At 49.0% G+C, this 24,419-nt stretch carries 18 protein-coding genes and 1 CRISPR repeat array (1 of these 19 running past the window's edge); of the genes, 3 read left to right on the forward strand and 15 right to left on the reverse strand.

Going from position 1 to position 24,419, the window contains the following annotated elements; all coding sequences use genetic code 11:
- Positions 1-60: 60 nt before the first annotated feature.
- The 3 genes from CHH75_RS04675 to CHH75_RS04685 all read right to left on the reverse strand — a co-directional run bounded on the left by CHH75_RS04675 (position 61) and on the right by CHH75_RS04685 (position 5,519).
- Positions 61-3,411: a HEAT repeat domain-containing protein gene (locus CHH75_RS04675; RefSeq protein ID WP_255222956.1), complete on the reverse strand. Its 3,351-nt coding sequence runs from the start codon at positions 3,409-3,411 to the stop codon at positions 61-63.
- A 234-nt stretch (positions 3,412-3,645) separates the two neighbouring features.
- On the reverse strand, positions 3,646-4,806 hold the full coding sequence (locus CHH75_RS04680; protein ID WP_095397558.1) for a cobalamin-independent methionine synthase II family protein: 1,161 nt from the start codon (positions 4,804-4,806) through the stop codon (positions 3,646-3,648).
- A 143-nt stretch (positions 4,807-4,949) separates the two neighbouring features.
- On the reverse strand, positions 4,950-5,519 hold the full coding sequence (locus CHH75_RS04685) for an SF0329 family protein (RefSeq protein ID WP_095397559.1): 570 nt from the start codon (positions 5,517-5,519) through the stop codon (positions 4,950-4,952).
- A gap of 157 nt (positions 5,520-5,676) precedes the next feature.
- On the opposite strand from CHH75_RS04685, the gene CHH75_RS25130 reads away from it, so the two are divergent.
- A complete protein-coding gene (locus CHH75_RS25130) occupies positions 5,677-5,790 on the forward strand; it encodes a putative holin-like toxin (RefSeq protein WP_244908173.1) in 114 nt (37 codons plus the stop codon).
- A gap of 193 nt (positions 5,791-5,983) precedes the next feature.
- Here CHH75_RS25130 and CHH75_RS04690 read toward each other — a convergent pair whose 3' ends face one another.
- Positions 5,984-7,153, reverse strand: coding sequence for a DUF4317 domain-containing protein (locus tag CHH75_RS04690; protein WP_095397560.1), 1,170 nt, complete (start codon positions 7,151-7,153; stop codon positions 5,984-5,986).
- Between the two features lie 363 nt (positions 7,154-7,516).
- On the reverse strand, positions 7,517-8,095 hold the full coding sequence (locus CHH75_RS04695) for an NAD(P)H oxidoreductase (RefSeq protein WP_095265429.1): 579 nt from the start codon (positions 8,093-8,095) through the stop codon (positions 7,517-7,519).
- Positions 8,096-8,374: 279 nt separating this feature from the next.
- On the opposite strand from CHH75_RS04695, the gene CHH75_RS04700 reads away from it, so the two are divergent.
- A complete protein-coding gene (locus tag CHH75_RS04700) occupies positions 8,375-8,755 on the forward strand; it encodes a winged helix-turn-helix transcriptional regulator (RefSeq protein WP_095265430.1) in 381 nt (126 codons plus the stop codon).
- Positions 8,756-8,789: 34 nt separating this feature from the next.
- Here CHH75_RS04700 and CHH75_RS04705 read toward each other — a convergent pair whose 3' ends face one another.
- Positions 8,790-10,235 (reverse strand): serine hydrolase domain-containing protein, encoded by a 1,446-nt coding sequence (locus CHH75_RS04705; protein WP_095397561.1) that lies wholly within the window; start codon positions 10,233-10,235, stop codon positions 8,790-8,792.
- Positions 10,236-10,412: 177 nt separating this feature from the next.
- Between CHH75_RS04705 and CHH75_RS04710 the strand changes: the two genes are divergently transcribed.
- Positions 10,413-11,000, forward strand: a complete 588-nt coding sequence (locus CHH75_RS04710) for a GNAT family N-acetyltransferase (protein WP_483310917.1) — start codon at positions 10,413-10,415, stop codon at positions 10,998-11,000.
- A 68-nt stretch (positions 11,001-11,068) separates the two neighbouring features.
- Here CHH75_RS04710 and CHH75_RS04715 read toward each other — a convergent pair whose 3' ends face one another.
- The 9 genes from CHH75_RS04715 to CHH75_RS04755 all read right to left on the reverse strand — a co-directional run bounded on the left by CHH75_RS04715 (position 11,069) and on the right by CHH75_RS04755 (position 22,742).
- Positions 11,069-11,575 carry a hypothetical protein gene (locus tag CHH75_RS04715; protein WP_095265433.1) on the reverse strand — a complete coding sequence of 169 codons (507 nt, stop codon included), beginning with the start codon at positions 11,573-11,575 and terminating at the stop codon, positions 11,069-11,071.
- 225 nt (positions 11,576-11,800) lie between these two features.
- The gene (locus CHH75_RS04720) at positions 11,801-13,789 is read right to left on the reverse strand and encodes a flavocytochrome c (RefSeq protein ID WP_095265434.1); all 1,989 of its coding nucleotides are present in this window, start codon (positions 13,787-13,789) and stop codon (positions 11,801-11,803) included.
- A gap of 869 nt (positions 13,790-14,658) precedes the next feature.
- A complete protein-coding gene (gene cas2, locus CHH75_RS04725; RefSeq protein WP_095265435.1) occupies positions 14,659-14,949 on the reverse strand; it encodes a CRISPR-associated endonuclease Cas2 in 291 nt (96 codons plus the stop codon).
- A 10-nt stretch (positions 14,950-14,959) separates the two neighbouring features.
- The gene (gene cas1c / locus CHH75_RS04730) at positions 14,960-15,991 is read right to left on the reverse strand and encodes a type I-C CRISPR-associated endonuclease Cas1c (protein WP_095397563.1); all 1,032 of its coding nucleotides are present in this window, start codon (positions 15,989-15,991) and stop codon (positions 14,960-14,962) included.
- Positions 15,988-16,647, reverse strand: a complete 660-nt coding sequence (cas4, locus tag CHH75_RS04735) for a CRISPR-associated protein Cas4 (protein WP_095265437.1) — start codon at positions 16,645-16,647, stop codon at positions 15,988-15,990. Before cas4 ends, cas1c begins: the two co-directional genes overlap by 4 nt.
- Positions 16,637-17,488, reverse strand: coding sequence for a type I-C CRISPR-associated protein Cas7/Csd2 (gene cas7c, locus CHH75_RS04740; protein ID WP_095265438.1), 852 nt, complete (start codon positions 17,486-17,488; stop codon positions 16,637-16,639). Before cas7c ends, cas4 begins: the two co-directional genes overlap by 11 nt.
- Positions 17,485-19,368: a type I-C CRISPR-associated protein Cas8c/Csd1 gene (gene cas8c, locus CHH75_RS04745; protein WP_095397564.1), complete on the reverse strand. Its 1,884-nt coding sequence runs from the start codon at positions 19,366-19,368 to the stop codon at positions 17,485-17,487. Before cas8c ends, cas7c begins: the two co-directional genes overlap by 4 nt.
- Position 19,369: 1 nt before the next feature.
- Positions 19,370-20,083 carry a type I-C CRISPR-associated protein Cas5c gene (gene cas5c, locus CHH75_RS04750; RefSeq protein ID WP_095397565.1) on the reverse strand — a complete coding sequence of 238 codons (714 nt, stop codon included), beginning with the start codon at positions 20,081-20,083 and terminating at the stop codon, positions 19,370-19,372.
- A gap of 241 nt (positions 20,084-20,324) precedes the next feature.
- Complete coding sequence (locus CHH75_RS04755) at positions 20,325-22,742, reverse strand: CRISPR-associated helicase/endonuclease Cas3 (protein ID WP_095397566.1); 2,418 nt, start codon at positions 22,740-22,742, stop codon at positions 20,325-20,327.
- A gap of 339 nt (positions 22,743-23,081) precedes the next feature.
- A CRISPR array of direct repeats spans positions 23,082-24,419; the repeat unit is 32 nt; unit sequence ATTTCAATCCACGCACCCGTATAGAGTGCGAC (it continues 370 nt past the right edge of the window).

The following is a 24,419-nucleotide window of genomic DNA, read 5'->3' on the forward strand; positions in this document are numbered from 1 at the left end:
CCCCTTCTGAAAACATAAATTTATGCACTGCACGCAAACCATCTTGGATGCATAGATGTTCTATTCAAGCACGGTCCAAATATCCAGTGCCGCCAGACGAATCGCCTCCAACTCATGATTCCGGTATGCTCTTAATCGGTCAGTGCAAGCCTTGTTCCACAATAGCGATGTTCCGGCAATCTTAAGCAAAGAAAGCCCGATATATTGGGCCGCAAACAGCTGCCCATTTCTTAAGTAGTCCACCAGGGCCAGCATGGCCTCCGGACTCCAATACGCCTGACTGGCACTGGCTGCCTGAGCGATCAGCCTATAAGCGTAGTCAAGCAGATACGGGTGTGAATCCACCAATTGAATCACAGGCTCCAAATGCAGGGCAGCCAGATCCGCCCGGTTCCATTCAACCATCGCCAAATATAGCTTAATCACGGCTGGTTTCAGGGTTTCTTGGGATTTAAGAGCATCAATCAAGCCCGTATATAGAGGAACAAGCACCCGCCTTGCATTGGGAGGCAATGAGGTCAGCTTGTCAATCAAAGCCACGAGACGCTGTCGCTCCGGAAGGTCTCTCTCCGGAGCAGCATCCCACTCGGTCTTCGTCTTCATGTCGGCCAGCTGTGTGCAGACGCTGATGACCTGATCATTCACCTTTCCGTCATAACATGCCGCAATGAGCGTATCCATCGCGGCCCTCCATCTGCCTTTGTCCTCCATATCCAGAATCGCTCTGCTTGCGGAGGCCGCCACCTTCTCCTCACTTCCATTCACCCATTGGCTCATGACTTGGAAGGCCTCTCTTGCCACAACAGCATCAGCATGTCCTGCGATCTCGATAATCAATTGTAAATACCTTGACCTGTCCTGCACGGGAAGTCCACCAGCATATTGGTTAAGCAGGCTTCTTGCGATATCACGCTGCGGAGAAGCAGCCATGTCACGCAACATGGTCCAGCTGCGTTCATCATCGAGCCATTGTCTGGCGGCATGACCTATGGCGATCGTCACGTCTTTGTGTACATTCGGTTTCTCGTATTCGCGAATGAGCAGCGTCATGTTCTCACTGCTTTTATAAGCTCCAAGCAAGCGAACGGCCTCTTTTCTCACCGTGATTTTCAATTTCTCACGATTCAGCAGATCCGACAGCATCGATGTCAGCGTCACCGGGCTTACCCTGCGCATGCATCTAGGGATCGAGTACATGGCAACCCGGGCACGGTCTCCATCGAGATGATCCAGCAATACAGGAAGTGCCTGCTCCGGCTCTTCCCATAACGAATAGGCGTAAAGCGCTGCCTCAACGACATGCACTTCTTGGTCCTGCAGCAGGACCTTCAGTTGATCGGAGCGATAATCCGGCATGACGGCCAAGCTGCGCATCGCCGACGCACGTTCATGGAAACTCCGCTTGTCATCCAGTGCCACCCGTTCCAAGAGAGAGGCGAATGCCTTTTGCTGACGCGGGAGCCACCGATGAAATCCATTAGAGGCGGGCACGACATAAATCGTTTTTCCTGATAAATGCTTGCCTTGGATGATGTTCCCCGAGATGAACGGGGTAAGCCACTCCTGACGCTTCAGATGCAGATGCATAAACACATCGTGAAATGAGATGAAGGATGGATCTCTGTCCAGCAGTTCTCTAACCCTCGCATCCCGAGTTCTATACGGCGCCAGCCAATAATGGACCGCCTGCGTCGGTACCACCTTGGCCTTCAGCAGCTCCTCCAGCAGAAGCTGCAGCTTCGGCAATCGATCCACGGCTTTTCCGAACAAATCAGCCATATGCAGGACCACACTTACGTTTTCACGCTTGTTCGCCTCTACCCCAAAGGCATAAATCTCATCAAACAACGCTTCCAGTGCAGAGCTTGGGATGCTATCCCAATTCATCCAGAAGAGCGCAAACTGACCGTCGCGCATCGTCAATCTTCCAAACGTTCTCAGAGCGAACTTAAACAGCACGCCCTTCGGCTCCGCGGCATGTTCACGCAGCAGGGCAAAAGCCAGCTTCTCCGTCGCCGATCTTGTCCCGTACGAAGTGTCCCTGGCTTCCACCACGCTATCCACCAGCACAGTCAGATCGTTCACATGCTCTTCTTTAAAGATGGGGGCCGGACAGTTTGAGAGCTCGACCATCACTTGCCAGCGCACGGGATCCTGGTCGTTCTTGATTCGGGTCAGGAAGCGCAGCGTCTCATCCATTCCGCTTCGGGATAGCGCCGTGCACCGAATGAGATGGACATAAGCCGCAGCACGCTCATCGCTATTATTCACCTGAACGGCTTGCTCCAGCTTCTCCCTGGCATGAACGATCAGAAGACGTGCCGTCGTTTCGAGCATGTTCTCACGGTCATCACGAATGTCGCGAAGCTCCAGCATGCGGGCAGCTTCCTTGTCACGCAGCCGGTGCGGCAGTACGTCCAGCAGCGGCATGGGGAACACGCGCGTCTTCCGTTCGTCTTCCTTATAAGCGGCATGAAATATCGCTTCGCGACAAGACGGGGCAAGGGTATCCAGCACCTTGGCTAGATGCGCCGGCTGATCTGCAAGTAGTGCCGCCAGTGTGGTCCACTGCGCTATGGTGAACATTTTTCGTTTTTTCAACACGCCTGCCGGAACGCCATGATTCAGAAGATATCCCCGCGCCTCCGCTCGTGTCAGCAGCTCGAATACATCCTCAGGGCTGGCCTGAATCAGAATGCCCAATTGCTGCTTGAGTACAGGATGAATTATTTCCTTCGGCCAAAGCTGCAAGGCACATTCCAGCACGATTGCTGGTCTTGAAGCACTCAGCACTTCAATCGCGGAAGAGAGTGTCCACCATACACCGGCCTTTTCCCGTTGTGTTGCGTTCTGTAAAGCATTCTTGAAATATGCTGCAACCAGATCGGGATGGTTCTTCGTTAGGAGCCGCCAATTGTGCAAAGCATACCCCAGCTGCGGTAGCCTGGAGTGAACCGTCTCTTCTTTGCACACGGCCAATAATAAGGACGCTTCTTGTGCCCCCCACCGGTCGAGCACGAGCGGCAGCAGCCGCTCTGCCCAATCCTGACGATATGTATTCACGATGCTCCGCAGCAATTGGCGTCGGCAATGATAGGACATCATAGCGATTTCAGCTTCAATCGAATCGTCCGGATCTGTCACCACTTCTGGCAGCAGTCTAGCCGCCCGCCCTCTGACCCCTGCCTTAGGGTGCTTCAGCGCCAACATAACCGCACGGGCATCGTTCACCACAGCCGCTCCCGTCAAGGCTAAATGCGCCTCATAGGCGGTGCCGCTTTCGAGCAAGGATACGAGCAGCGCCGAATAATCCGCATCTCCTGTATGCTGGCGTCCCAGAAGCGCCATCCGCTTCATCCTGTCCGAATAACCCAGGGAATCCAGCTCCGAGAGCAACAGCTCTTTGTTCATCAGATCATGGTTATCTATCATTATTTTCTCCCCTCATGTTCCTGTAACCGCTCCCTAATTTCTCCGCATGTGGTCGACTGACCGCCGTCGTGCAGCCCGATTAGTACAAGTTTGCCTGGAAGTATATAACTTCTTCATAAGGGAAGGCACAAAAAAAAGATGCCTCGCAAGGGCCATGATAGGCCCTCTGAGTCATCCCTTTATTAGCTCAATGATGCGGATGGTTATCCGAACTTACTCGTTCCAATATTGCTTGGCAATCTTTTGACCCTGATCGATCTTCGCCCATTGCTGGGCTTCGCTTAGCTCATTACCGCCATCGCAGGATGCAAAGCCGCATTGATGCGAGAGCAGCAGTCGATCCTTATCAAGGATTTTGGAGGCTTCGTTAAGCAGACGGATGACGCGTTCCTCATCATCCAGCGTGCTTGTTTTGGAGGACAGCAGGCCCAGAACAATTTCGGTTTCCGGTCTGTCCTTGAACACCTCCAGTGCCTCAATTGAACCTGCACGATCATCATCCCACTCCAGGAAGAAGCGGTCATATTTCAATTGCTTCAGGAACAGGTTGGCAATTTTCGCATAGGATCCACCGCCCATGTTGCGGGAATCGTAGTTCCCCCGGCAGTTGTGCGTCCACATTTTCAAGCCCAGGCTATGTCCGAAGTCAATCAAAGTATTATTAATATCAATGAACTCCGTGGCCAGCCCCTGTACTTCCTCTTGGTTAACATGCTCCCCGGTAAACGGAGAGTTCGGGTTGTCGTCTGCAAACAGCTCCCACAAGCAATCATCGAATTGCAGGATCTTGCCGCCTGCCGCAGCGAATTCTGACACAAATTCCTTATAGGCCTTCACCAGGCCCGCTTTGAGCTCCTGCTTGTTCTGATACACAGCATCGGTGCCGCCAATGTTATCCGACCAGGACAGCTCACCGTAGATATGCGAAGGGGACGGCACACAAAGTTTCGTTTGGTGATCGCCTGCGAAATCCTGCAGCTTCTTGAACAGCTTGATGAAATGATGGTTCTTGCCGCTCAGCGGGCCCGTAATGCGCAGCCCAATATCCTTGCGTGTCTCATATTTCGAGGTTCCGTCCACATCCCGGAAATAGTAGCCGTGGTCGGCGATATAACGCTCAACTCCAGCAAAGCCCCATACAAAATCCAGATGCCACATCGACTTGGAGAACTCGCCGTCCGTAACCACCGACAGGTTGTGCTCGATCTCTTTCTTAACGACCTGCTTGATCGCCTCTGTCTCACACTCGGCATACCCTTCAAAATCCTCATAAAACGGGTATCGTATATCGTCACGATGTTCAATCTGTGTTTTATATTTCAGCAGTTCTTCCGGACGCAGCAAACTTCCCACGATTTGAAACTTATCCGTCATGTAAATCCCCCCATGTATTGTATATCGAGAATCATATCATGAGGAGCGGCGTTAGAAGGCATACCAATAAATCATAACTAGCTATAGGTAAAAGCTATAACAAAAAGGATACGGAGTTCTCCGTATCCAGAGAAGTATATGGCTCACAGCATACTCCGCCGCAGCTCATAAAAGTACTGCACAGCGGGATGCTTTAGCTTTATTGTTTCCGCCATGTTCAGCATTCGCTTTTTGCCAACACGCCTGTCCATCAAGGCTAGAATATTCAACAGGATGTCACGGCTCTCCAGGCTTTCCTCTATCGAAGTCGCTAAATACGCCGTCGCTGCTACGGTAAAGTTGGATTTGCTTAATGCGGCCTGGGCGGACAGAAGCTCCTTGGCAAGTTCGGTTATTTTGCGGTTTCTTGCAATCACCTGTAGACGATCCTCGGGAACGGTTCCTTTCGTATCCTTTCGGACCGCTTCGATTTCATCGGGGGTGACAGGAACCTGGATATTCGGGTCATTCTTGATTTCCTGCTCGGTCTGATACCAACGTATAGGGCCTGCTGTATCACTCATATTGAGCACATTCTTCTTATCGACGGCCAGATAACAAATGCCGGGTTTATCCGGCAAATAACGATAACTGGTTGCCCGGTACTCGACCCTTCCATTTAACGAGGGAGAGAGAAAGCTCTCCAGCTGCTGCTTTAATTTGCTCCAGGCCATGGATCCTCCTATGTAACAATATTTCCTTTGCATAAAGTTCAACCAAATTGCGAACGCGGCATCATAGGCGCTGTTCTTCCGATATGGTATAATTAACCATACAACAGAATGGCTGTTATGGGCGGTCGGCTAGTCTCCCGGAAGGGAGGTGATGCCTGTGGAGGTTAAGGATGCTTTGACATTAATGATGCAATTCGGTTCGCTGCTTGTCACGCTTATCGGATTGGTCGTCACGATTGTCTTGGCATTGAACCAAAACAAAAAGAAATAGGCCGCCCTAGGCAAAGGTGACGACCTATTTCTGAACCTTGTACAGCCTACCGCCCTTAAAAGCGGCTGTTGTCAGGAGTGGGGATGTTAGCAGCATCCTCGCTCCACTTTATTATATACATATTGTACCATAAAATTACCCCGCATTGTAACTGCAGAAAAGTCCGAGATCCATTCCGGTGCGACGAACGCCCCTATAACAGCGTCTCCGTCGTCAGCGTAAAACCTTCAATGACGGCATCCTCATCGACCTCAATCAGAATGCAGCGTTTCCCCTGGTAGTTCACCTGCTTCACATACCTTAAATCCTGCGGGCTGAGCGAGATCGTGGCGACCTTCGTATTAATCTTAATCGACTTGGACGAAAATTTAGGAATCACACTGCTCGCCTTCAGTTCATAATTCCGGTCATCCACCACCGTCTCGAACGCTCGCTCCACCTTTTCCGGTGTCACGTCCTCCACACCGCTGACGGTCAGCACGCGCTCCACATCTTTATAATCCAGCCTCGGCGGCTCTTCCGCCTCTTGGTTGCTTTCAATGACAGCGTTGATTTCCTCATATACATGGGCGAGCGTAGCGGCGTCGAGCTGTTCGCCCGCCACTTCCTTCACGATCTCCTCGAAGACGCCCCGCTCCTCCATGGCGGTCATAGACCTTTCGGCATTCAATACCTGCTCGATGAAATGCGGGTTCGGATCATTCGATTTGCCCGTGCAGTACAGAATGCGATTCACATCGGAATAATTGTCCGTCACGCTGGGGTAGAAGAACCCCTGCTCCGGTGTACTCAATTTAATAATCGGATCCACGATGACATTGTACTTGAATTCCTTCTCTACATAATCGAACAGGAGCGTCTTCCGGTGCTTCTCGGTGGAATTGACGCTGCACAGGATGAATGGATGCCCGAACACCTCATCCTTGCCGGTCTCCTCGGCTTCCTCATTCCGGGCCTTGGTCGGACGGTAGTAAGTTCCGCGAACGAACGTGACAACCGTATCCCGTTCATACTTGGCATCCTCCATCATTTTGTCCACCAACATCAGCATCAGGTCCTGCCACTCTTCCGGATCTCCTGTCGACAGCCCTTGGTGGAGCATCACCCGCGTCGGTTCCCCCGTATCCGCCTGAAACTTCAATTCGAACAGCTTATGATCCAGTTCACCGGTCAGCAGCTTTTTGAAATTGCCCATGTACAGCTCCTGCTTCTCCCGGTCCAACAATTCGAACGGCTGCCGCTCCCAGTGATAGATTTCGTTCGTTTCCTTCATAATGTATACGTTCAGAATGTCGTCGATCTTCAGCAGATCGTTATCGAGCTTAAATTGCTTGCGTATATGTGCGACTTCCTTCTTGATCATAGTGTGTCAGACAACTCCTAGAAAGTTAAATTGGCTCTACCAGTATATACGATATACACCCCCTTCGCTAGCGAAGCTGAACGACTTGCCTGCCGATTCAACAAGCCCTCTCATTTGATTACTATATTTAACCGAAGCCTGCATAGCCCTCTTGTTGCAGCCAGTTCATAGAACTGTCATAGAGCGTATGCCAAAGAATTCATTTGTGAAAAAATGACACCATTTGAGGGTAGCACAAAATTCCACCGCCTGTGTATGGCCGTGGAATGATATGATGGGGGGACTGGATACCGGGTCATAGCTCCCCCTCTTCTTCTTTCCGCCAAAGCGAACCCCGACATCCTCGCTGACCCGCCGTGTTACTTAATGATCCTTACCATAATTAAGCCCTAGGCGGTAAGCCTGATTCAGCAGCATGTCATAGTGCTCAGGCTTGGAATCCAGGGTCTCGTATAGGAGTTCCACCTTGGAATTGGACACACCGCAATAATCGGCAATGCCCACATTCAGCAGATGGGTGATCATTTCATCATAGTTGCGCTTTTGCATCTGCTCCTTCGATACGCCTGCCAGACCGATCCACAACACATGCTCATGATGAAGGTGGTTGGCCCCATATGCAAACCCATTGTTCCAGACGCGGTCAATATATCCCTTTAGCATCGCCGGCAAATGCCACCACCAGACTGGAAAAACAAACGCCAGCGCATCATGCGCCTTCATCCGGTTGATTTCCTTCTCTACTTCAGGAGAGAAGATCTGTTCCGAAGCGGTCCAATCGGGCTCATCTGCGCCTTGCAGAACCGGATCAAAACCAATCCTGTGCAAATCCAGCACCTCCGCCTCATGACCCGCCTCAGCAAGACCTTGTACGAACCGATCAGCCACCTTGAAGGTCAAGGAATCCTGCCTCGGATGTGAAACGACAGTTAACACGTTCATGATGGTATCCCCACTACCTTTCGCAATCGCTCATTTCTAGCCATGATCTCTGGCTGATGCTATTATAAACAGTAAGAAACGGGGCTGGAAGAACGCACTTTGAAGTGCTATAGGGAGATGCAGGTGCCCTAGGAACATGGAGGTGCCCTGCGTAATTCCCCTTGCAGCGACAAAGGGACGACCTTGACCTAAGGGACCTGACCTAAGGAGCGTATGGATCCCATGGATTCGGCAGGTTGTTCCGAGCCCAACTCAGCCTTTTAACGGAGGTTTAAGCGAATGCGTGAACAGATGGATGATTCCGTTCAGAAGAAGTATCAAATCGGCGTGGAAGCCGCTTTAGAAGTCATGGGTGGAAAGTGGAAGCCGCTCATTATATATCATTTGATGACAGGACGGAAACGGACGTCCGAGCTGCGCCGGTTAATTCCCGGAATTACTCAGAAAATGCTGACCACGCAGCTCAGAGGTCTGGAGAAGGATGAGATCATTACACGCCAGGTGTATAATGAAGTCCCTCCGAAAGTGGAGTATGAGTTAACGCCCTACGGCTGGGGATTGAAGCCCGCGCTGGACCATTTATGCTATTGGGGTGAAGATCATCTGGATAAAATATATGGAGATAAATCCAAGGTGCTGGAGGAGTTCCATGACTCATGAGCCGCGCGCTCATCCGGATATCTCCTCCTGTAGCCTAATTCGCCAATCGTCCCCTCACCCTGTATCCCGCGATATTCATCGATACATTGATATGAAACTCCAGATCCATCCCGCCCCCATCCAGGAACGTCATCATATACGTCACCACATAAGGTGTCTCAATATAGAACAAGGTTAACTGAAGTGTGTTCTCATTCTGCCAGACGGCGTAGGTTACAACCTCCTGCCGATGCAAGGCCAAATCTTTATGAAAGACATCCTGTGTATGCATCGGCCCTGAATAATCAAAAGGCAGCACATGATCCGGCTCATCTGCATAAGTCATGACAAGCTCCAGCTGCTGCGCTTCCTTGAGATAGAAGGAAACGGTTCGCAATCCACGCGGGTTATCGTCCATTAGGTAGCGGCTGGCATGCACAAGGGGCAAGCGGACGGGGACCGGCTGAGGCGCAGGGACCCGGCTGCGGAGATGGGCCAGCCGATGCTGCAGCTCGGCATGCGTTTGCGGGTTATAGGATACGCCGCTGTCCAAGCGATCGATAATATACGCATAGATCAGATCCAGAAGGGTCTGGAGCGGCTGCATGCTCTTGAAGCTGGAGGTGGCGGCTATGACGATATTTTCCTTAGGCGCTACAAAACATAACTGACCAAACCCGCCATCCCCCCGGTAACACCCGCGCCGGCATATATGAAACTGGTAGCCATAGCCCTGGGCGGAATCGATGCGCACTGCCCCGGCACGATTGTCGCTTTGTTCGGTGGTAGCCAGCTCCAGAAACCGCTCGGAAACTACCCTTTTACCCTCGTAGACACCTCGGTTCGCAAGCATCAGACCAAATTTGGCGATATCTTCGGTTGTCATGCTAAGTCCCATGCCGCCGGCCGTGATGCCGAGAGGGCAAGTCTCCCAGACTGGATGCTGGATTCCGAGCGGTTCGAATAGTCTGGGCATCAGATAATCCATCATATCCTGGCCGGTCGCCTGCTTAATGATCGCCGACAGCATATAGGTTGAATGCGTACTGTAGCGGTAGTGAGTCCCCGGTTCATGCTCGACATCGAGAGCCAGGTAGGCGGTTACCCAGTCCTGCTCCTTCGCCACTTGATCATAGATGTTATCATGGTGCCCTGCGTTCATGGACAACAGGTGATGCACGGTCATCTTGGCGAGATTCGGTGAGATGACATCCGGACACTGGTCGGGGAAGAAAGAGATCACAGGATCGTCCAGGTTCAGGAATCCCTCATCGGATGCGATGCCTACGGCGATGGCGGTGAAGCTTTTGCTAAGGGAAAATAATAATTGCGGGGTATCCCGCCGATACGGCGGCCGCCAGAATTGAGCGGTAGCCTTGCCATCCTGCAGCAGCACAAAGCTGTTCACCTCCAATTGCAGCTGCTCCAAGCGGTTCACAAATTCGATGAGCGCTTGCGAGGACAGTCGATGATTCTCAGGGATATCTGTGATTAGTGCCAATATGGACGCCTCCTGCCTTTTACTTCTTTATGCCATTTCAATCCTCATAGAAGGATAGTACATGAATTGACCGAAACTCCCCGTCCGGAACAACCACCCGGCCGCGCTGAAAAATTTTCATTGAAAAGTGGATAAACGGCATGGTATAGTGATTGGAAATATTTTCATGGAGTTGAGATGATGCGTACTCTTCCGATCGATCCTTTATTGCTGGACTTCCCTGAAAGTTTTGAGAGCGAACGACTGTTGATTCGTGCCCCGCTATGGGGAGATGGTGCGGCGGTCAACGAGGCGGTCCGTGAAAGTGTCGAGGAATTACGACCATGGATGCCCTGGGCGCAGACCGTTCCGACCATCGAGGAATCCGAACTTAGCATTCGGCGAGCGAGGGTGCATTTTTTGGAGCGCAAGGACATGAGGCTGCATCTCGTGCATAAGTACACAGGACAGCTCATCGGCAGCAGCGGGCTTCACCGCATGAATTGGAAGTCGCGGAGCTTTGAGATCGGGTATTGGGTGCGCACTTCTTGTCAACAACAAGGCTATATCACCGAAGCCGTACATGCCATAACCCACTTTGCCATCCGCGAACTGCAAGCGAGCCGGATCGAGATCCGGTGCGATTCGCGCAATACGCGAAGCCGCCGTGTCGCGGAGCGGGCAGGCTTCACCTTAGACGGCATTCTCCGGCAAGATATGCTGGGCGTCCAAGGCGCGCTGAGAGATACGATGGTATTCTCCAAAGTACGCGGAGTTGAATTCTAGGAGAATATGCATACCGCGCTGGGATGAAGAGGGGAGCCCTCCCCTCTTTTGCAGCGCAGGGAGTATCTTTATTTCACCCGCTTGATCGATACCGATTGATCCGGGAAATGCAGCACCACATTCCCGCCGGATGAGAACAGCACCTCGAACGATAGCATCGACTCGTTAACCGGCATAATCTCCTCGTATAACCAGTCGTCGATTTCCGGATGCATCACACACTGATCGTTATCATAGTTGAGATGCTGGTACTGAATATAGGACACCTTATCGAAGCAGAGGCACCACAATTCCTCATTCTCTTCGTTATCAATATCACTGGAGAGCGTGAAATGCACGCTCATATCATGCAGGCTCCGATGTTCAATATCCATCTTGGTCAGACGGTAATCATGAAATCCCCACGAGTTAAAATGGGCATACACATCCACGGGCAGCCGGGAAGAAAGCGTCTTCAGAATAGCACTGTAGGCTTCGCGGTTGTGCTGCCACTGCCTGTCCACTTCTTGCCGTTCTTCCTCAGGAACGTTATCCGTATTCTGCGCTATAAATAAATCATATCGAAAATATTTCATTTGTACTCTCTCCTGTCTGAATCATCTTATCAAGGCGAGTCAGGTTATATAGGTGTATATTCATCCACTATAGCTGGGTTTGGGCCGCATTTCAAATTTGCGGTTCGGTGATACGCTCTGCCTAAGCCATTTTCAGATAAACAGGAACAAGCCCCTGCTTCTCTCCACAGTAAAGGTGGCAGAAGAAGCAGAGGCTTGTATGGTTGTTATCCGTGCGTACTCGAATTAATTGCCCGCTGCACTAGCTCCGGCAATTCGCCCGAAGGTGAAAATATCCGTAATCGCGTTGCCGCCAAGCCGGTTGCCTGCATGAACACCGCCAGCTACCTCACCAGCTGCGAACAGGCCTTCAATCGGGCTGCCTTCGGTATTCAATACCTGGGCCTTTTCGTTAATCTCAAGGCCTCCCATGGTATGGTGCACCGATGGAGTCCTTGGTGTTGCAAAGAACGGAGCGGTTTCCAGCTTATTCCCAAAATTCTTCTTACCGAATTCTGGATCGAATTGGTTGTCTACATAGGTGTTATACTTCTTCATCTCGGCCACAAAGGTATCCACCGGAACCCCCATCTGCTCGGCCAATTCCTCCAGGGTATCAGCGACGAATATATTCTTGTTCTTGATCAGGTCTTGATAGTTATCGCCCCAGCCTGTCTTCCCATTCAGATCGGGGTTACCCAGCGAAGTATTATCGCTGATGATGAAGAAGGTTTGATCCGTCTGCTCCAGAGCAGCGGCAGCTAGCACGTCTCTTTCCGCGTACTCGTTCACGTATCGCTTGCCTTCCTTGTTTACGAAAATCTGGGTTTCCGCACTCCCCCACACGCCGCCGGACAAGGCCCCTGTTCCCGGCTGACCGCTCGGCATCAGCTGGATAAAGCCCATGCCCCACAGGCTCGCTCCGACTTCCTTACCCATAACAATACCGTCGCCTGTAGCATTCGTCGTGTTGGTTGTCAGAATATTGGCATCCAGTTCAGGCCAGTAGTTATTGTATTCCAGAACCATTTCCGTGTTCGCACCAAAACCGCCAGTCGCCATAACGACGCCCTTCGAAGCCATTAGGGTGACCGGAGTGCCGTCCGATTGCTCGGCAGTCACGCCCGTAACTCTGCCATTTTCGACAATCAGTCGGGTCGCTTTCGTATTCAACATGATTTCCGCGCCGAGATCTGTCGCTCTTTTTTCCATATTGTTAATGTAGCCCATTCCGAGTGGTTCGACGTTATGGTGAGTTCTAGGCCACAGGGCACCCAAAACCGTACCGATGCCGTCCTGGAACTTCACGCCATGGCTCTCCAGCCACTCAATCGTGCTATAGCTGTTGGACGTGAGGGTATCGACCAGTTCGAATTTACCGGAGATTTCTTTGCCCTCCAGATCGGTTCGTTTGCCGCCGATATAGGTATGAATCGCATGCAGCTCTGGGGAATCGAATAACTTGCTCGTATCCCCGCTCTTAAAGTATTCCTCAATCTGTCCCTTGAGTGTTCTCAGCGTATCCGCATAATCGCCGAATTCTTGCTCGTCGAAGGCAAGAATTTCCTCGAGCTCATTGGTCAGCGCTTTGGTCATCTCAACATTAGGCTGTCTGACCGGATCATAGGAGTTGAATTCGCCTCCCGAACGAAGGGTGTTCCCGCCGAGCGAAGGTGATTTTTCGATCAGAATAACCTTGGCTCCGTTCTCCGCAGCCGAGACCGCAGCAGCCAGACCCGCTCCACCTCCGCCGATCACAACAACCTCGGTGTCCTTGGAAATCGCTTCCTTAGCAGCCGATTTAATCGGTTCCCTGTTCTTTAATTCATCGATATCGGCGCCGGCCTTCGCCAAAGCATCGGCAATCGCCTCGATCAGACCTTCGCTGGACACGGAGGCGCCGGACACCACCTCAACCTTCAAACTCTGTCCTTCTACTATTTTCTGCGGAATGATATCAAAGACCGCATCGCTGACTCCCTCCGTATCCTGCTGCTCCAGCACTTTGACCGATAGAATCTTGCTGGCATCAACCGTCACCTCTACCTTAATCGTACTATGTAGGCCTTGCGCTTCCCCCGTATAAGTCCCCGGCGTGTAAATCCCCTGGGGATCCGCCGTTTCAGCGACCTCTTCCTTGTCCGAGCCGCTGCACCCGATCATACTCATAATCAAAATAAATACGAGTGCTACTAAAAAACTTTTTCTTCCGTACTTGCCCCTAAGATGTCTCATGCTACCTACTCCTTCTCGTAGTTTGTTATTTTTTTCACAATATAAGTGAAAAAAATCACGAGTTTGCCGAAAGCAAATTCGCTTACCTGATGATTATACACGCTTTGTTTTGTAAGCCATGTGCTATTTTTCACTACCTTAGTGTTAACGGTAATGGCAATACGCTGTTAGCAGGTCCATGGGCGATATACACAAGACCACGTCTCGCATGGCGTGCAACCGCTCATCCATTTTCATCAAAATAAAGAGCTCAAATCAGAGATCAGTGCTTGATTTTCAGTGAAGTATGCCGCTACGGGGAATGAGGGGACTTCCGATCGCTGCCCACCCCCAGATTTCTTGATTACTACCGCCTCAGCGGTTGAAATCCGGGGACAAAGGCGAGCGCTTTGCTTCTCCAGTCTCCCTCTTCCCCTTTGCTTCAAGCCTGTTATGATTTCAAGCACTGGTAATTAGGTTGGAGCCAAATAATCCATGGGCTCACACGGAGAGCGACAATCTCTTGGACTTTGTGAGTATAATTGGCTTTCAAATTTCAATTCACGCTCTCACATGGAGAGCGACTGTGCATGCCTGGAACGAAGGGACGCTTGATGAATTATTTCAATTCACGCTCTCACATGGAGAGCGACAGGAGGAAGAGATGTGAGTGATTTGGGATCTAGATTATTTCAATTCACGCTCTCACATGGAGAGCGACAGCGGGCCTTGCGAAGCCTTGAGCCACAAGGCTTCGCATGCCTAAAAGTGCGAACCTACTTTGCGAGCACGAATTTTTTCATTAATTTCAGCCAAAATCTCTACAAACCCTTTAATGACGCGGGGTGCGAACCTCCCAGGGATTTGATGTGCGCTTGGGGTTCGCACCACTAGAAGATAAGCGGCTCTTCTAAATCTATCGCCGGCTTGGCCCCAATGTGCTCTACTTTGGTTTTGTAGTTATTGCCTAACCGATAGAAGCGCAAGCTATCTTTTTCTTCATCAATTAACTGGGTCAACTCCAATTTCAGAGCAGTGAACTGGGCTGCATCCACAATGCACTCAAACACGGAGTTCTGCACCCGCTGCCCGTAATTCTGGCACGCCTTGGACACTTTACGCAGCCTTGCAGCACCTCCTGCCCCTGACGTTTGAACATCATAAGTAATGAGTACAAGCATTAGGGCTCACCTACTTCCATAAGAATGGCGGATACTCATCTAAATCACCGCGCAAGAAACGAGCCAATAATAAGGCCTGAACGTAGGGAACCAGCCCCCAAGAGATTTTCTCACCCAGATAGGGATGTGTAATACTTTCTTGTTTCTTGGTTTGCCATGCTTTCAGAAACGATTTACGCGCCTCGTCCGTCATCAGTACAGCTCCGTTTTCTTTTGTAACAAAATCGCTGGCTGTCACTTCTTTTCGATTGATCAGCGATAGCACAAATCGGTCTGCATAAATCCCTCGCAGCTCTTCCATTAGATCCAAAGCCAGTGAAGCGCGGCCAGGACGGTCTTGGTGCATAAAGCCGACATAAGCGTCGAGGCCCACGGTCTCCAGTGCCGCAGCTGTATCTTTAGCCAAGAGCGTGTAAGCGAAAGACAACATGGCATTCACTTTATCCTTAGGCGGCCTCCTGGATCTCCCATGAAAGAAGAAGTCTTCTTTCTGCTGCAATATCATCTGATCAAACACACGGTTGTAGTAAACCGCCGCTTGACCTTCCCAGCCTCGCAGACTTTCCAGGTTATTACTGTTACGGACTTCCCGCATAATGTCCGAGAGCTGACCCGACACGGTTTTAAATTGTTCAACATCAATTCGCAGCGGATATTCCCGCGTCATACGCTCCAGGATCCACTTATGGTTATAAACTTTCCCTGTAATGAAGTTTCGTGCGATCTTCGTTGCTTGCTCTTCATGATCAGAAATTCGGTACTGCGTCTTTCGCAAAATGACGTTTCCCCGGCTCTCACCGATCACTCTTGCCAAGAATCTGCCACTTTGTGTCAAGAAAGTGATGGAAATATTCCGCTCAGCGCAATACCCCATTAGCGCAGGACTAGCCCCCGTGTATCCAAAGCTGACGATGGCCTCCAAGTTATGAAGCGGCAACCGGCCCAGCTTCTCATCACCTTTAAGCAATAACACATTGTCACCATCAAGTGCCAAGTAGGTGTCAGGCTGAGTGACATACAACGTATTAAGCAGCTTCCTCATTCCCTCAGCCTCCCCTCGATGTAGCTTTGGACGGAGCGTTTATGCATTAGATTAGGCACACAGATATGCTGTAAGGAGCAATTTTTGCAGAATGGACCTGTCTTTACCTTCGGCGTGTGACGTTTATCGTAGTAATGATGCATTTCCGTTGCCATTTGTCTTACTTGGTCCCGCAGCATGTCACTAATCGGAACTTCGATGCGATGCTTGATCTCGTTGTAGAATATGTACCCTGTGTCCACACGGCACAGCATCATCTCTTCCAGGCACATCGCTTGGGCTGCTAGCTGAATGACGTCTTCGTCTCCTTTTTTCGGCTTCCCCCGCTTATATTCAACCGGGTAGACCTTATAAGTACCCTTCACTCCCGCCAGCTCTACGCCATCCGGGTCCTGGATAAATTCAACCACGTCACAAATTCCACTAAGCTGCAGTTCCTTGGACTGAATCGGCATTGCGCGAACAATCAACTTGTCTCTACGCTTTTCTTTGATAAAAGGTTGATCCGCTCTATGATGCAAGTGCTGACCTTCAATCGTTCTAGCATTCTCTTCCCACTGCTGCTCGATATGAATCAGGGCCCACTGACGTTTGCAGAATTGGAAATGCTGGAGCCCTGACAACATCAAATAGCGGTCCTCGTCATTAACGACCATCAATAACCTCGACATTCAAACCATCGAGTTCCTCAAGTTCAATTGTATAATCATCAAAGCTTTTGGGGTCCACAGTTTCCGAACGAACCGTTAAGGAACGATGCACCTTGGCCGACGAATATTGTCCCAGCTTGGAAGAATGATTCCACCAGTAAACCTTATGGACTTCCATACTGCCTTCTGGGCGAGCAGAAGAACTGTCATTTTCAAAAAGCGTAATCAACGCCTGCTTGATTTTCTCGGCATCTTCTTCTGTAAAACCTGTCTTCTCCGCAAGTTGGGTGTTAATACTGCCCTTGAACACGTACACGCCAAAATCCACACGATGCTTCATGCCCATCGTATCGGAGCTGCGCTTGTCCCCCGTTACGGAGTTGACGCTTTTGGTGATCTGCGTGCTGACAATATCGATCGGGTGAACGCTAGTTGCAGTATGAATGGACACAGGACCACGGACGCCTACAGACAGCTCGGAACCTTTGAAAGCAAATACTTGTCCAAAGCTGCGCACATCAATCCATTCTTGACAAGCGAGTTTGGCAAATTCATCGGTTGATGCATTTTTCCCTTTCAGCATTTTCGCCAGCTCCGGATGAGCATCCGCACGTTCACGCAAACTTTTGAATTCATCCGCTTTTCTGTCATCGGACTGGACGAAAACCTTCTCTCCCATATCCAGCAAGCGGTTGCGGATTTTACGTTTGATAGCTACATCGGAGATCTCTCCGTGGCCATCATAATTTTGACGAGGACGATTGCCGTTCAAAGGGTCCCCATTCGGATTGGCTTTTGTAACTGATAAAATAACAGCAAAATCAATTTTATGATCAAGAATGCTCATTCGTTTGTATCCTCCTCTTTTTTCTTATAAAGTTCACGGCGTTGACTGTAGAATCCCAGCAAATATTGCTCTGTTAAAGGAGCATTATTAAAGTCGCCATCCTTAAATTGATCGGCGATCTCATCAATCATCTTGGATAAATAGGTGGCTTTCGTACCCAGTTTGGCCTGATAAGGCTGCAGACTGGCCTGAATTGTTTTCCAGGTTCTACTAGGATTCTGGGCAAAAGAGTTCATATAACGAATCGCGTTGGTGGACCTCGTCTCGTCTTTGCCAAGCGCCCCTCGCTCCAGCACATCCGCCACAGCCAGCAAGCGGCCAAACAGATAACTTCGATCCTTGGACTCGGTGTTTAGCGGCACATTCCATTCCTCCTTTTGTTCCAGCAGCATTTTCCGGATCAATGCGCATGCAATACTTAGCGTCTTCTCCCATTCCCACCGTTCCATCGAAACCGGATTCGAAGCCCGATGGAAGGCACTCCTAACAATGTCTCGGGGAACTGCGCGTCCATCAACGATGCAAGGAATAACCCGTTCCATCAACCCTTTGACGATCTTTTCACTCGCTCTTGAGCCATAAGCTGCAAAAGCAATATCCTTGGTTGCTGGGGCTCCATAGAATGAAATAAACTTCTCTTCATCCCTGCGGTACCGATGCTCCCAGGCACAAGACTTGTGCCACTCTTCCAAACGGTTTAAATACAGCTCTTTATTCATATGGCGATAGTAAAGCACCGCCATTCGGCCCGTCGTTGCCGAGTCCAGAACGAGAATATTCACTTCTGCTTGGTATGTAAGGTCATTCCTGAACCCGTCAATTGCTCGTTTTACTTGTTCGGCATACGGTTTGTCCGTATCTGGTTCCCGTTCGATTTCCCGGCCTGAATGCCGCATCATGTCTACAATATCTTCGTCCGTATTCGGAACAGGACCATTATCGTTGCCCCACACCAGGAAGACGCGTTCATCGATTGTTTTCCCTTGACGGTGAATCAGCCATTTCAAGGCGTTATGCGCTTTCTGCGATACTTCATAACTGATCGCTACGGCTTCCTTACTCGATTTGAAGCGTCCGCGAAAAGTGAAGCCAGAATTGTCATTCGCAGAAATTAACTTTGCTTTGTCAGCCGCATGACGAATTTTGTTCGCATGCCGCTCCGTACTCGGACGAGTTTTTCCGGTAACGAAACAAACATCCTGTTCCCCCAGCTTCTGATTGTAAAAGGCAATGAAGGAATCATACATCGTTTTATCTTTCCAAACTTCCTCCGGTGAATCAGGGGTGAACACATTAAATCTGATAAAAGCACTGGACGTATCTGCAGCCCCGCTTGAGAAAATAGGTGGCTTTTCCCCGAGCTTCTCTTCGTATTTTTTATCCCATTTCTCTATCAATCGACCGTTCTCGTCCAGCTTGATGATTTCTTCGGCCACCAAGTCCTCGATTAATCGGCCTTTGCGTAAATACGTATATATACATTTCATTTTCTCTGTGGCATATGGCGAATTGGCCCATTCTTCCAAATTGCGGATGTACTTATCAAAAGGCAGCTCATCCGGATTTTTAATCTGACCGCCATACTTCACGAAATCACCAGCGACATAACTCAACTTGTCATGTAACGGATACGGAGCAATTTTGGAGCCTGATCGACTCGCTGACTCCTCGGTGCATGGGATTAAAGTGCTCTCTTTATCAAGCACCCGAGCCTTCAGAAAATCACCGTCTTCATCGATCGTAACCTCTATATGTGCATTCTGGGTCGTATGTGACACAGGGAGCAGCGTGTATTCCCGGTCACTACGTTTTTTCACCGTTTTACCAACTTGATCTAAATTAGCTTCATAGGTTTCATACAGGTGGAGCAGCCAACTCATCTTATTCACCTCCTAAATCACGGAGCAGTTGTTCCGCTGACTCGATGTTATCTGAATTGAACGATTTGGGCTCCATCTCTCTAACGGGACGAACAATCGTGCACTCCTCCGGCTTTGGAAACTGGATATACCCTTTGTTCATCTCAACAGGCCATAGTCTTACCGAAAGTTCATTCCTTCCCGTTTCATCCGGATAATTGAACCCATGGACCATCGTTCCTAAATACTGCGTTCTTTCATCCGTATCGTAAAAACCCTCTCCACTACCAAATTCACAAGGCTGTACATATCCCTGGCATTCTCTAGTACCGAGGAAAATATCTCTGCGTCCACCCGCTTTCAACGAACGTTGAAGGATGCTGTAATGCTTCCCTTCATTGCGGTCAAAGGCGAGATCAGGCCGGTGTTCGTTAAAGACAAAGTGGGCCTTTACTTGATAACGGACATCCTTAAGATACGTATAATTAGCCAGCGTGTTCCCGCCCCCGTAATCAATCGGGCGCACACCTTTTGACTCCATCTGGATCGGATTCATTACACGCAACTCGTCGATGATATACATGATAGTGGGTTTCCAGTAGATGGACTCTAGTATGCCTTTAATTGCCTGGTAGGTAGGCACACTGTAAGATAACTTCTCACCTCCAATTCTGGTTAGAGGATCGGTGAATAAAGCGTAGTCGCCGAAAACTTCGAACTGGACTTCGTTTCTCATGGTTTGGATCACCTCCTTTAGGATTATTTTCATAGGAAAAATATCCCACTCATAGGTTACTGCGTTTTTTCTAGGTCGTCAATACTTTTTTTATTTCAATTTTCTCTTTAAATGAACTTCACAATGTAATGATGAAATTAAAACCGACTTCTGGTATAATTTCATCATTCGCTTTAATAAAGCGCGGATTGAAATATTTATAGGGAAAATTGGAAACCTGTCTTATTATGAAGACAGGTTTTTAAACTATCAATTCATCCATTCCTCCTTCCCCCTTCAAATCCACACCGTAATTATCACTGTACCAGTTCTCTTTCACCTCATAAATCATACCGTCCAAGTGCTCTACAATTGCGTTACTCTCTCTTAATTGCTTCAGCTCATGTGAATACAGGTTCACCGTATATTGTTGGGCTTGTTTCAAAAACTTGCTAACATCTTCAAGCCATGCTCCGCTGTTCAATTGCGCAATCAGTTCTTTACCTCCTCCATAAGGCACGAGGACGGAAGTCGTTTTTTGATCAATGACCTGAAAATGCTCCGCTGCCGTTTTGTAACTCCCATTTAACAACAAAGGAAAGCTTGTCCCATGTTTCTTTTGATAGTGAGTCACATAATCGTTTTCCGGTGAAAGAGACATCAAGAGCTTGGTCATCTCTTTGTCTACTTCCGAAACGAAATAATTTAAATTAGCCTCCATTTTATGATAGTAGTATAGGAAATATTCGGTCATCGCTTTTGGTGACAGCAGGCTTCCCTCATATTTGTCAGCTTTCTTCTTAAATATTGCGAGTACGTTGCTGGACGTATCTTTCCCAACTTTAATCTCCTTCAGCTTCGAAAGTGCTTCCTCCGCATGATCAATAATGTATACATTCTGCGATTCGTCTTCTCCATGACGGTTACAGCGGCCAGCTGCCTGGGCAATAGAGTCCAGTCCAGCAAGAGAGCGAATGACACATTTAAAACTGACATCGACACCGGCTTCTATTAATTGCGTGGTTACACAGATAAACGGAACCTGATCTTCCAGCAAATCTCGAATTTCCTTGAGCTTCTCTTTCCGGTGTGCCGCGCACATCGACGTACTCAGATGATAGACAGGCAGGGGCCCTCCCTGTAGCCTTTCATATAAATCTTTAACAACGCTTTTTGTATTTAGAATGACAAGAGTGCTTCCCCACTCATGAATCTCTGCATTAATCCAATCCGCCAAATCTCCAGTGGTCATAGACTTATCCGTTTTATCCACAAGTTCGACCCGTTTAAAAGCCTTCGACACCTCAGAAAGATTCGGCACAATCTCCCCATCCCGGTTCTTTAAGAGGCTGTGTTGCACCTTCTCTAAGGTCGGTTGGGTGGCAGTACATAGTAGAATGCTGCAATGGGCATCTTGCTTCAGAAAGTTCAATGCTTCGTTAAACAGAGAAATACAGTGAATAGGAACCTTTTGCACTTCATCAAAGACAATCACCGAATGACTCAAATTATGAAGACGTCGCGTATTGCGGTTGCCTTTGGCATAAAAAACATTGAGGAATTGGACAAGGGTTGTAAAAATGATCGGACTGTCCCAATTGTCGCGAGCAAGCTTAAGTTTCTCTTTATTCGTAATAAGCCCGTCATCTGCTTCATCACTATCTCCCTTACCCTCCTGCTCTTCCTCGATAATATTGGAATGGTGTTCTAAAATATGTTCGTTATCCTTTAAAATCTTTCGGACCTCACCCGCATTTTGCTCGATGATTGTGGTGTACGGGACGACATAAATGATCCGCTGCTTATCGTACTTGAGAGCATGTCTAAGCGCATATCGAAGACTGGCAAGTGTCTTCCCTCCCCCCGTGGGGATGGATAATGTATAAATGCCGGATGGGCGTTCGACAGCAAACACATCACACTGTTCCGACATTTGGGCTCTCAATACGTTGATCGGTTCGCTTGCATTACTTTTTTCTTTGAAAGTGGCAAGATGACCCATTAAACGACGGTAGTAGGCGTCAAACAAAAGAAGATGCTGTGTGGGCTCTCCAGCCTCAACCTGTTCTTCAAAACTACGCGTGTCGGTCCGATCCGCATCAATTAAACAGCTGAAGATGTATTTTGTAACAAAAAAGCTTTGTGTCGGACTATGGTCAGTGAACAGTTTGAGTTCATCCACAGCAGCATTCATATAGTCGATGAACTCTTCTTTGGAGATGGTGTCCATAAAAAAACGGTCAATAGCCAATTCGTACTCAGGAAGCGTCTTATCTTGCACTCGTCTTAAGTAATCGGATTCGATGTCAGGTGAGAGATAGTCTTGGAGGTTGGAGTGATGCGAGATGATGGCATTGCTGACGATTTCGGCCAGTAACTTTTCATAGAAGGAACTTTCTTTATGGTGGAGTAGCTCAAACAGCAGTCTGCCTCCAGCTGTAGAATGATCGACCTCACCACGCTTCGGCTGAGGCAATTCAGGGTGAAAGGCAACGATGTCTATGTATTCTTGGAACTTATCACTATACTTTCCCAGATCATGAAGCAGCCCGGCTAACCCAGCGACATGTTTCAGGCCCAGCTTTTCCCCGAACTGTTCCGCCAGCCGTTGTACTCCAAGCAGGTGCTTGTTTATTGGTTGAATTTCTTTATCGAGTTCTCGAACGTGTGCAATATACATTAAGCACATCTCCTCGCGAAATGACATAACAATTAGTTACATTTTACCATATAATTCGCCAGATTTCACCAATAAATAGGTAAAAAGATAGATCTATCCCTCTGACTTAGCCACCTTGTAATTATTCTCTCTGAAAAACTGACGCGTTAGCACTACTATTAATGTAGTTTTACGAAAATCACAAAAAAGCAACCTTTTGGGTTGCATGGAGATAAGAATTTGCGACTTACAAAATGTTCACCAGGCACGATTTCATTCGGACAATGCGGGTAATTTTAATCCAAGCACTTACATAGAGTGCAACACTAATGCGGATGCCACTTGACCCAAATACTATCAATTTCAATCCACGCACTCACATGGAGTGCGACTGCATCAATTGCTCAATATCCTTCCTTTGCACAATATTTCAATCCACGCACCCGTATAGAGTGCGACACGATCTTCAGCTGCAGTTCGGGGTAACGATGATAATTTCAATCCACGCACCCGTATAGAGTGCGACTAGATAAGGGTTTTATTTTTTTGAAATATAATTTTAATTTCAATCCACGCACCCGTATAGAGTGCGACAAAGCACGGCAGTATAGATGCTCAACAACTCTTATTTCAATCCACGCACCCGTATAGAGTGCGACGTATACGGCATCATCAGTGGTATTGCAGACCGGTTATTTCAATCCACGCACCCGTATAGAGTGCGACCATTAACCCACGTCATGACCATAATTAGTTCGGTATTTCAATCCACGCACCCGTATAGAGTGCGACCGATGCGGCAGCAGCTGAGTTGGAAATGGCGCAATTTCAATCCACGCACCCGTATAGAGTGCGACTCTGACTTTGAAATACCGGCAGCAGGATCAGGAGTAACATTTCAATCCACGCACCCGTATAGAGTGCGACGAGGTAAGCCGACATCGTCCGTACTTGATGCGATTAAGATTTCAATCCACGCACCCGTATAGAGTGCGACAAACAAAAACCGGGTCGGGCCCGGCTCCTGTTTTATTTCAATCCACGCACCCGTATAGAGTGCGACGTAATCGTTTGTTGTTGCGTGACATATCCGCCAAATTTCAATCCACGCACCCGTATAGAGTGCGACTGGCGCAGCTTACGCGGGCTTAGCCGTAGCAATGGCATTTCAATCCACGCACCCGTATAGAGTGCGACTGAGAACAAGTATATTTATATAACTCCTTATTTAGATATTTCAATCCACGCACCCGTATAGAGTGCGACGATTACGTAATTGATGACCGAGTTTGTGTAGTTATTTCAATCCACGCACCCGTATAGAGTGCGACGACTTGGAAGTGGGGGAGCTCATATACTCAGGTGGATTTCAATCCACGCACCCGTATAGAGTGCGACATAATCCACAAATGACTGATTTAGAGGTTGAGCGTATTTCAATCCACGCACCCGTATAGAGTGCGACAATCCTACCCCCAGCTCAACTCGCGTTATAGGCTTGCTATTTCAATCCACGCACCCGTATAGAGTGCGACCATGTGGTCAGCTCTTGGGCTGCTTCGGCCTGGGAGATTTCAATCCACGCACCCGTATAGAGTGCGACGTTAAGTTGTCAGCGTCTGTTAGAGCATATCAAGGATTTCAATCCACGCACCCGTATAGAGTGCGACTTTCCAGATTCTCAATCTTCCCCACTGC

The organism is Paenibacillus sp. 7541 (assembly GCF_002276395.1).
GTDB classification, from domain to species: domain Bacteria; phylum Bacillota; class Bacilli; order Paenibacillales; family Paenibacillaceae; genus Paenibacillus_AQ; species Paenibacillus_AQ campinasensis.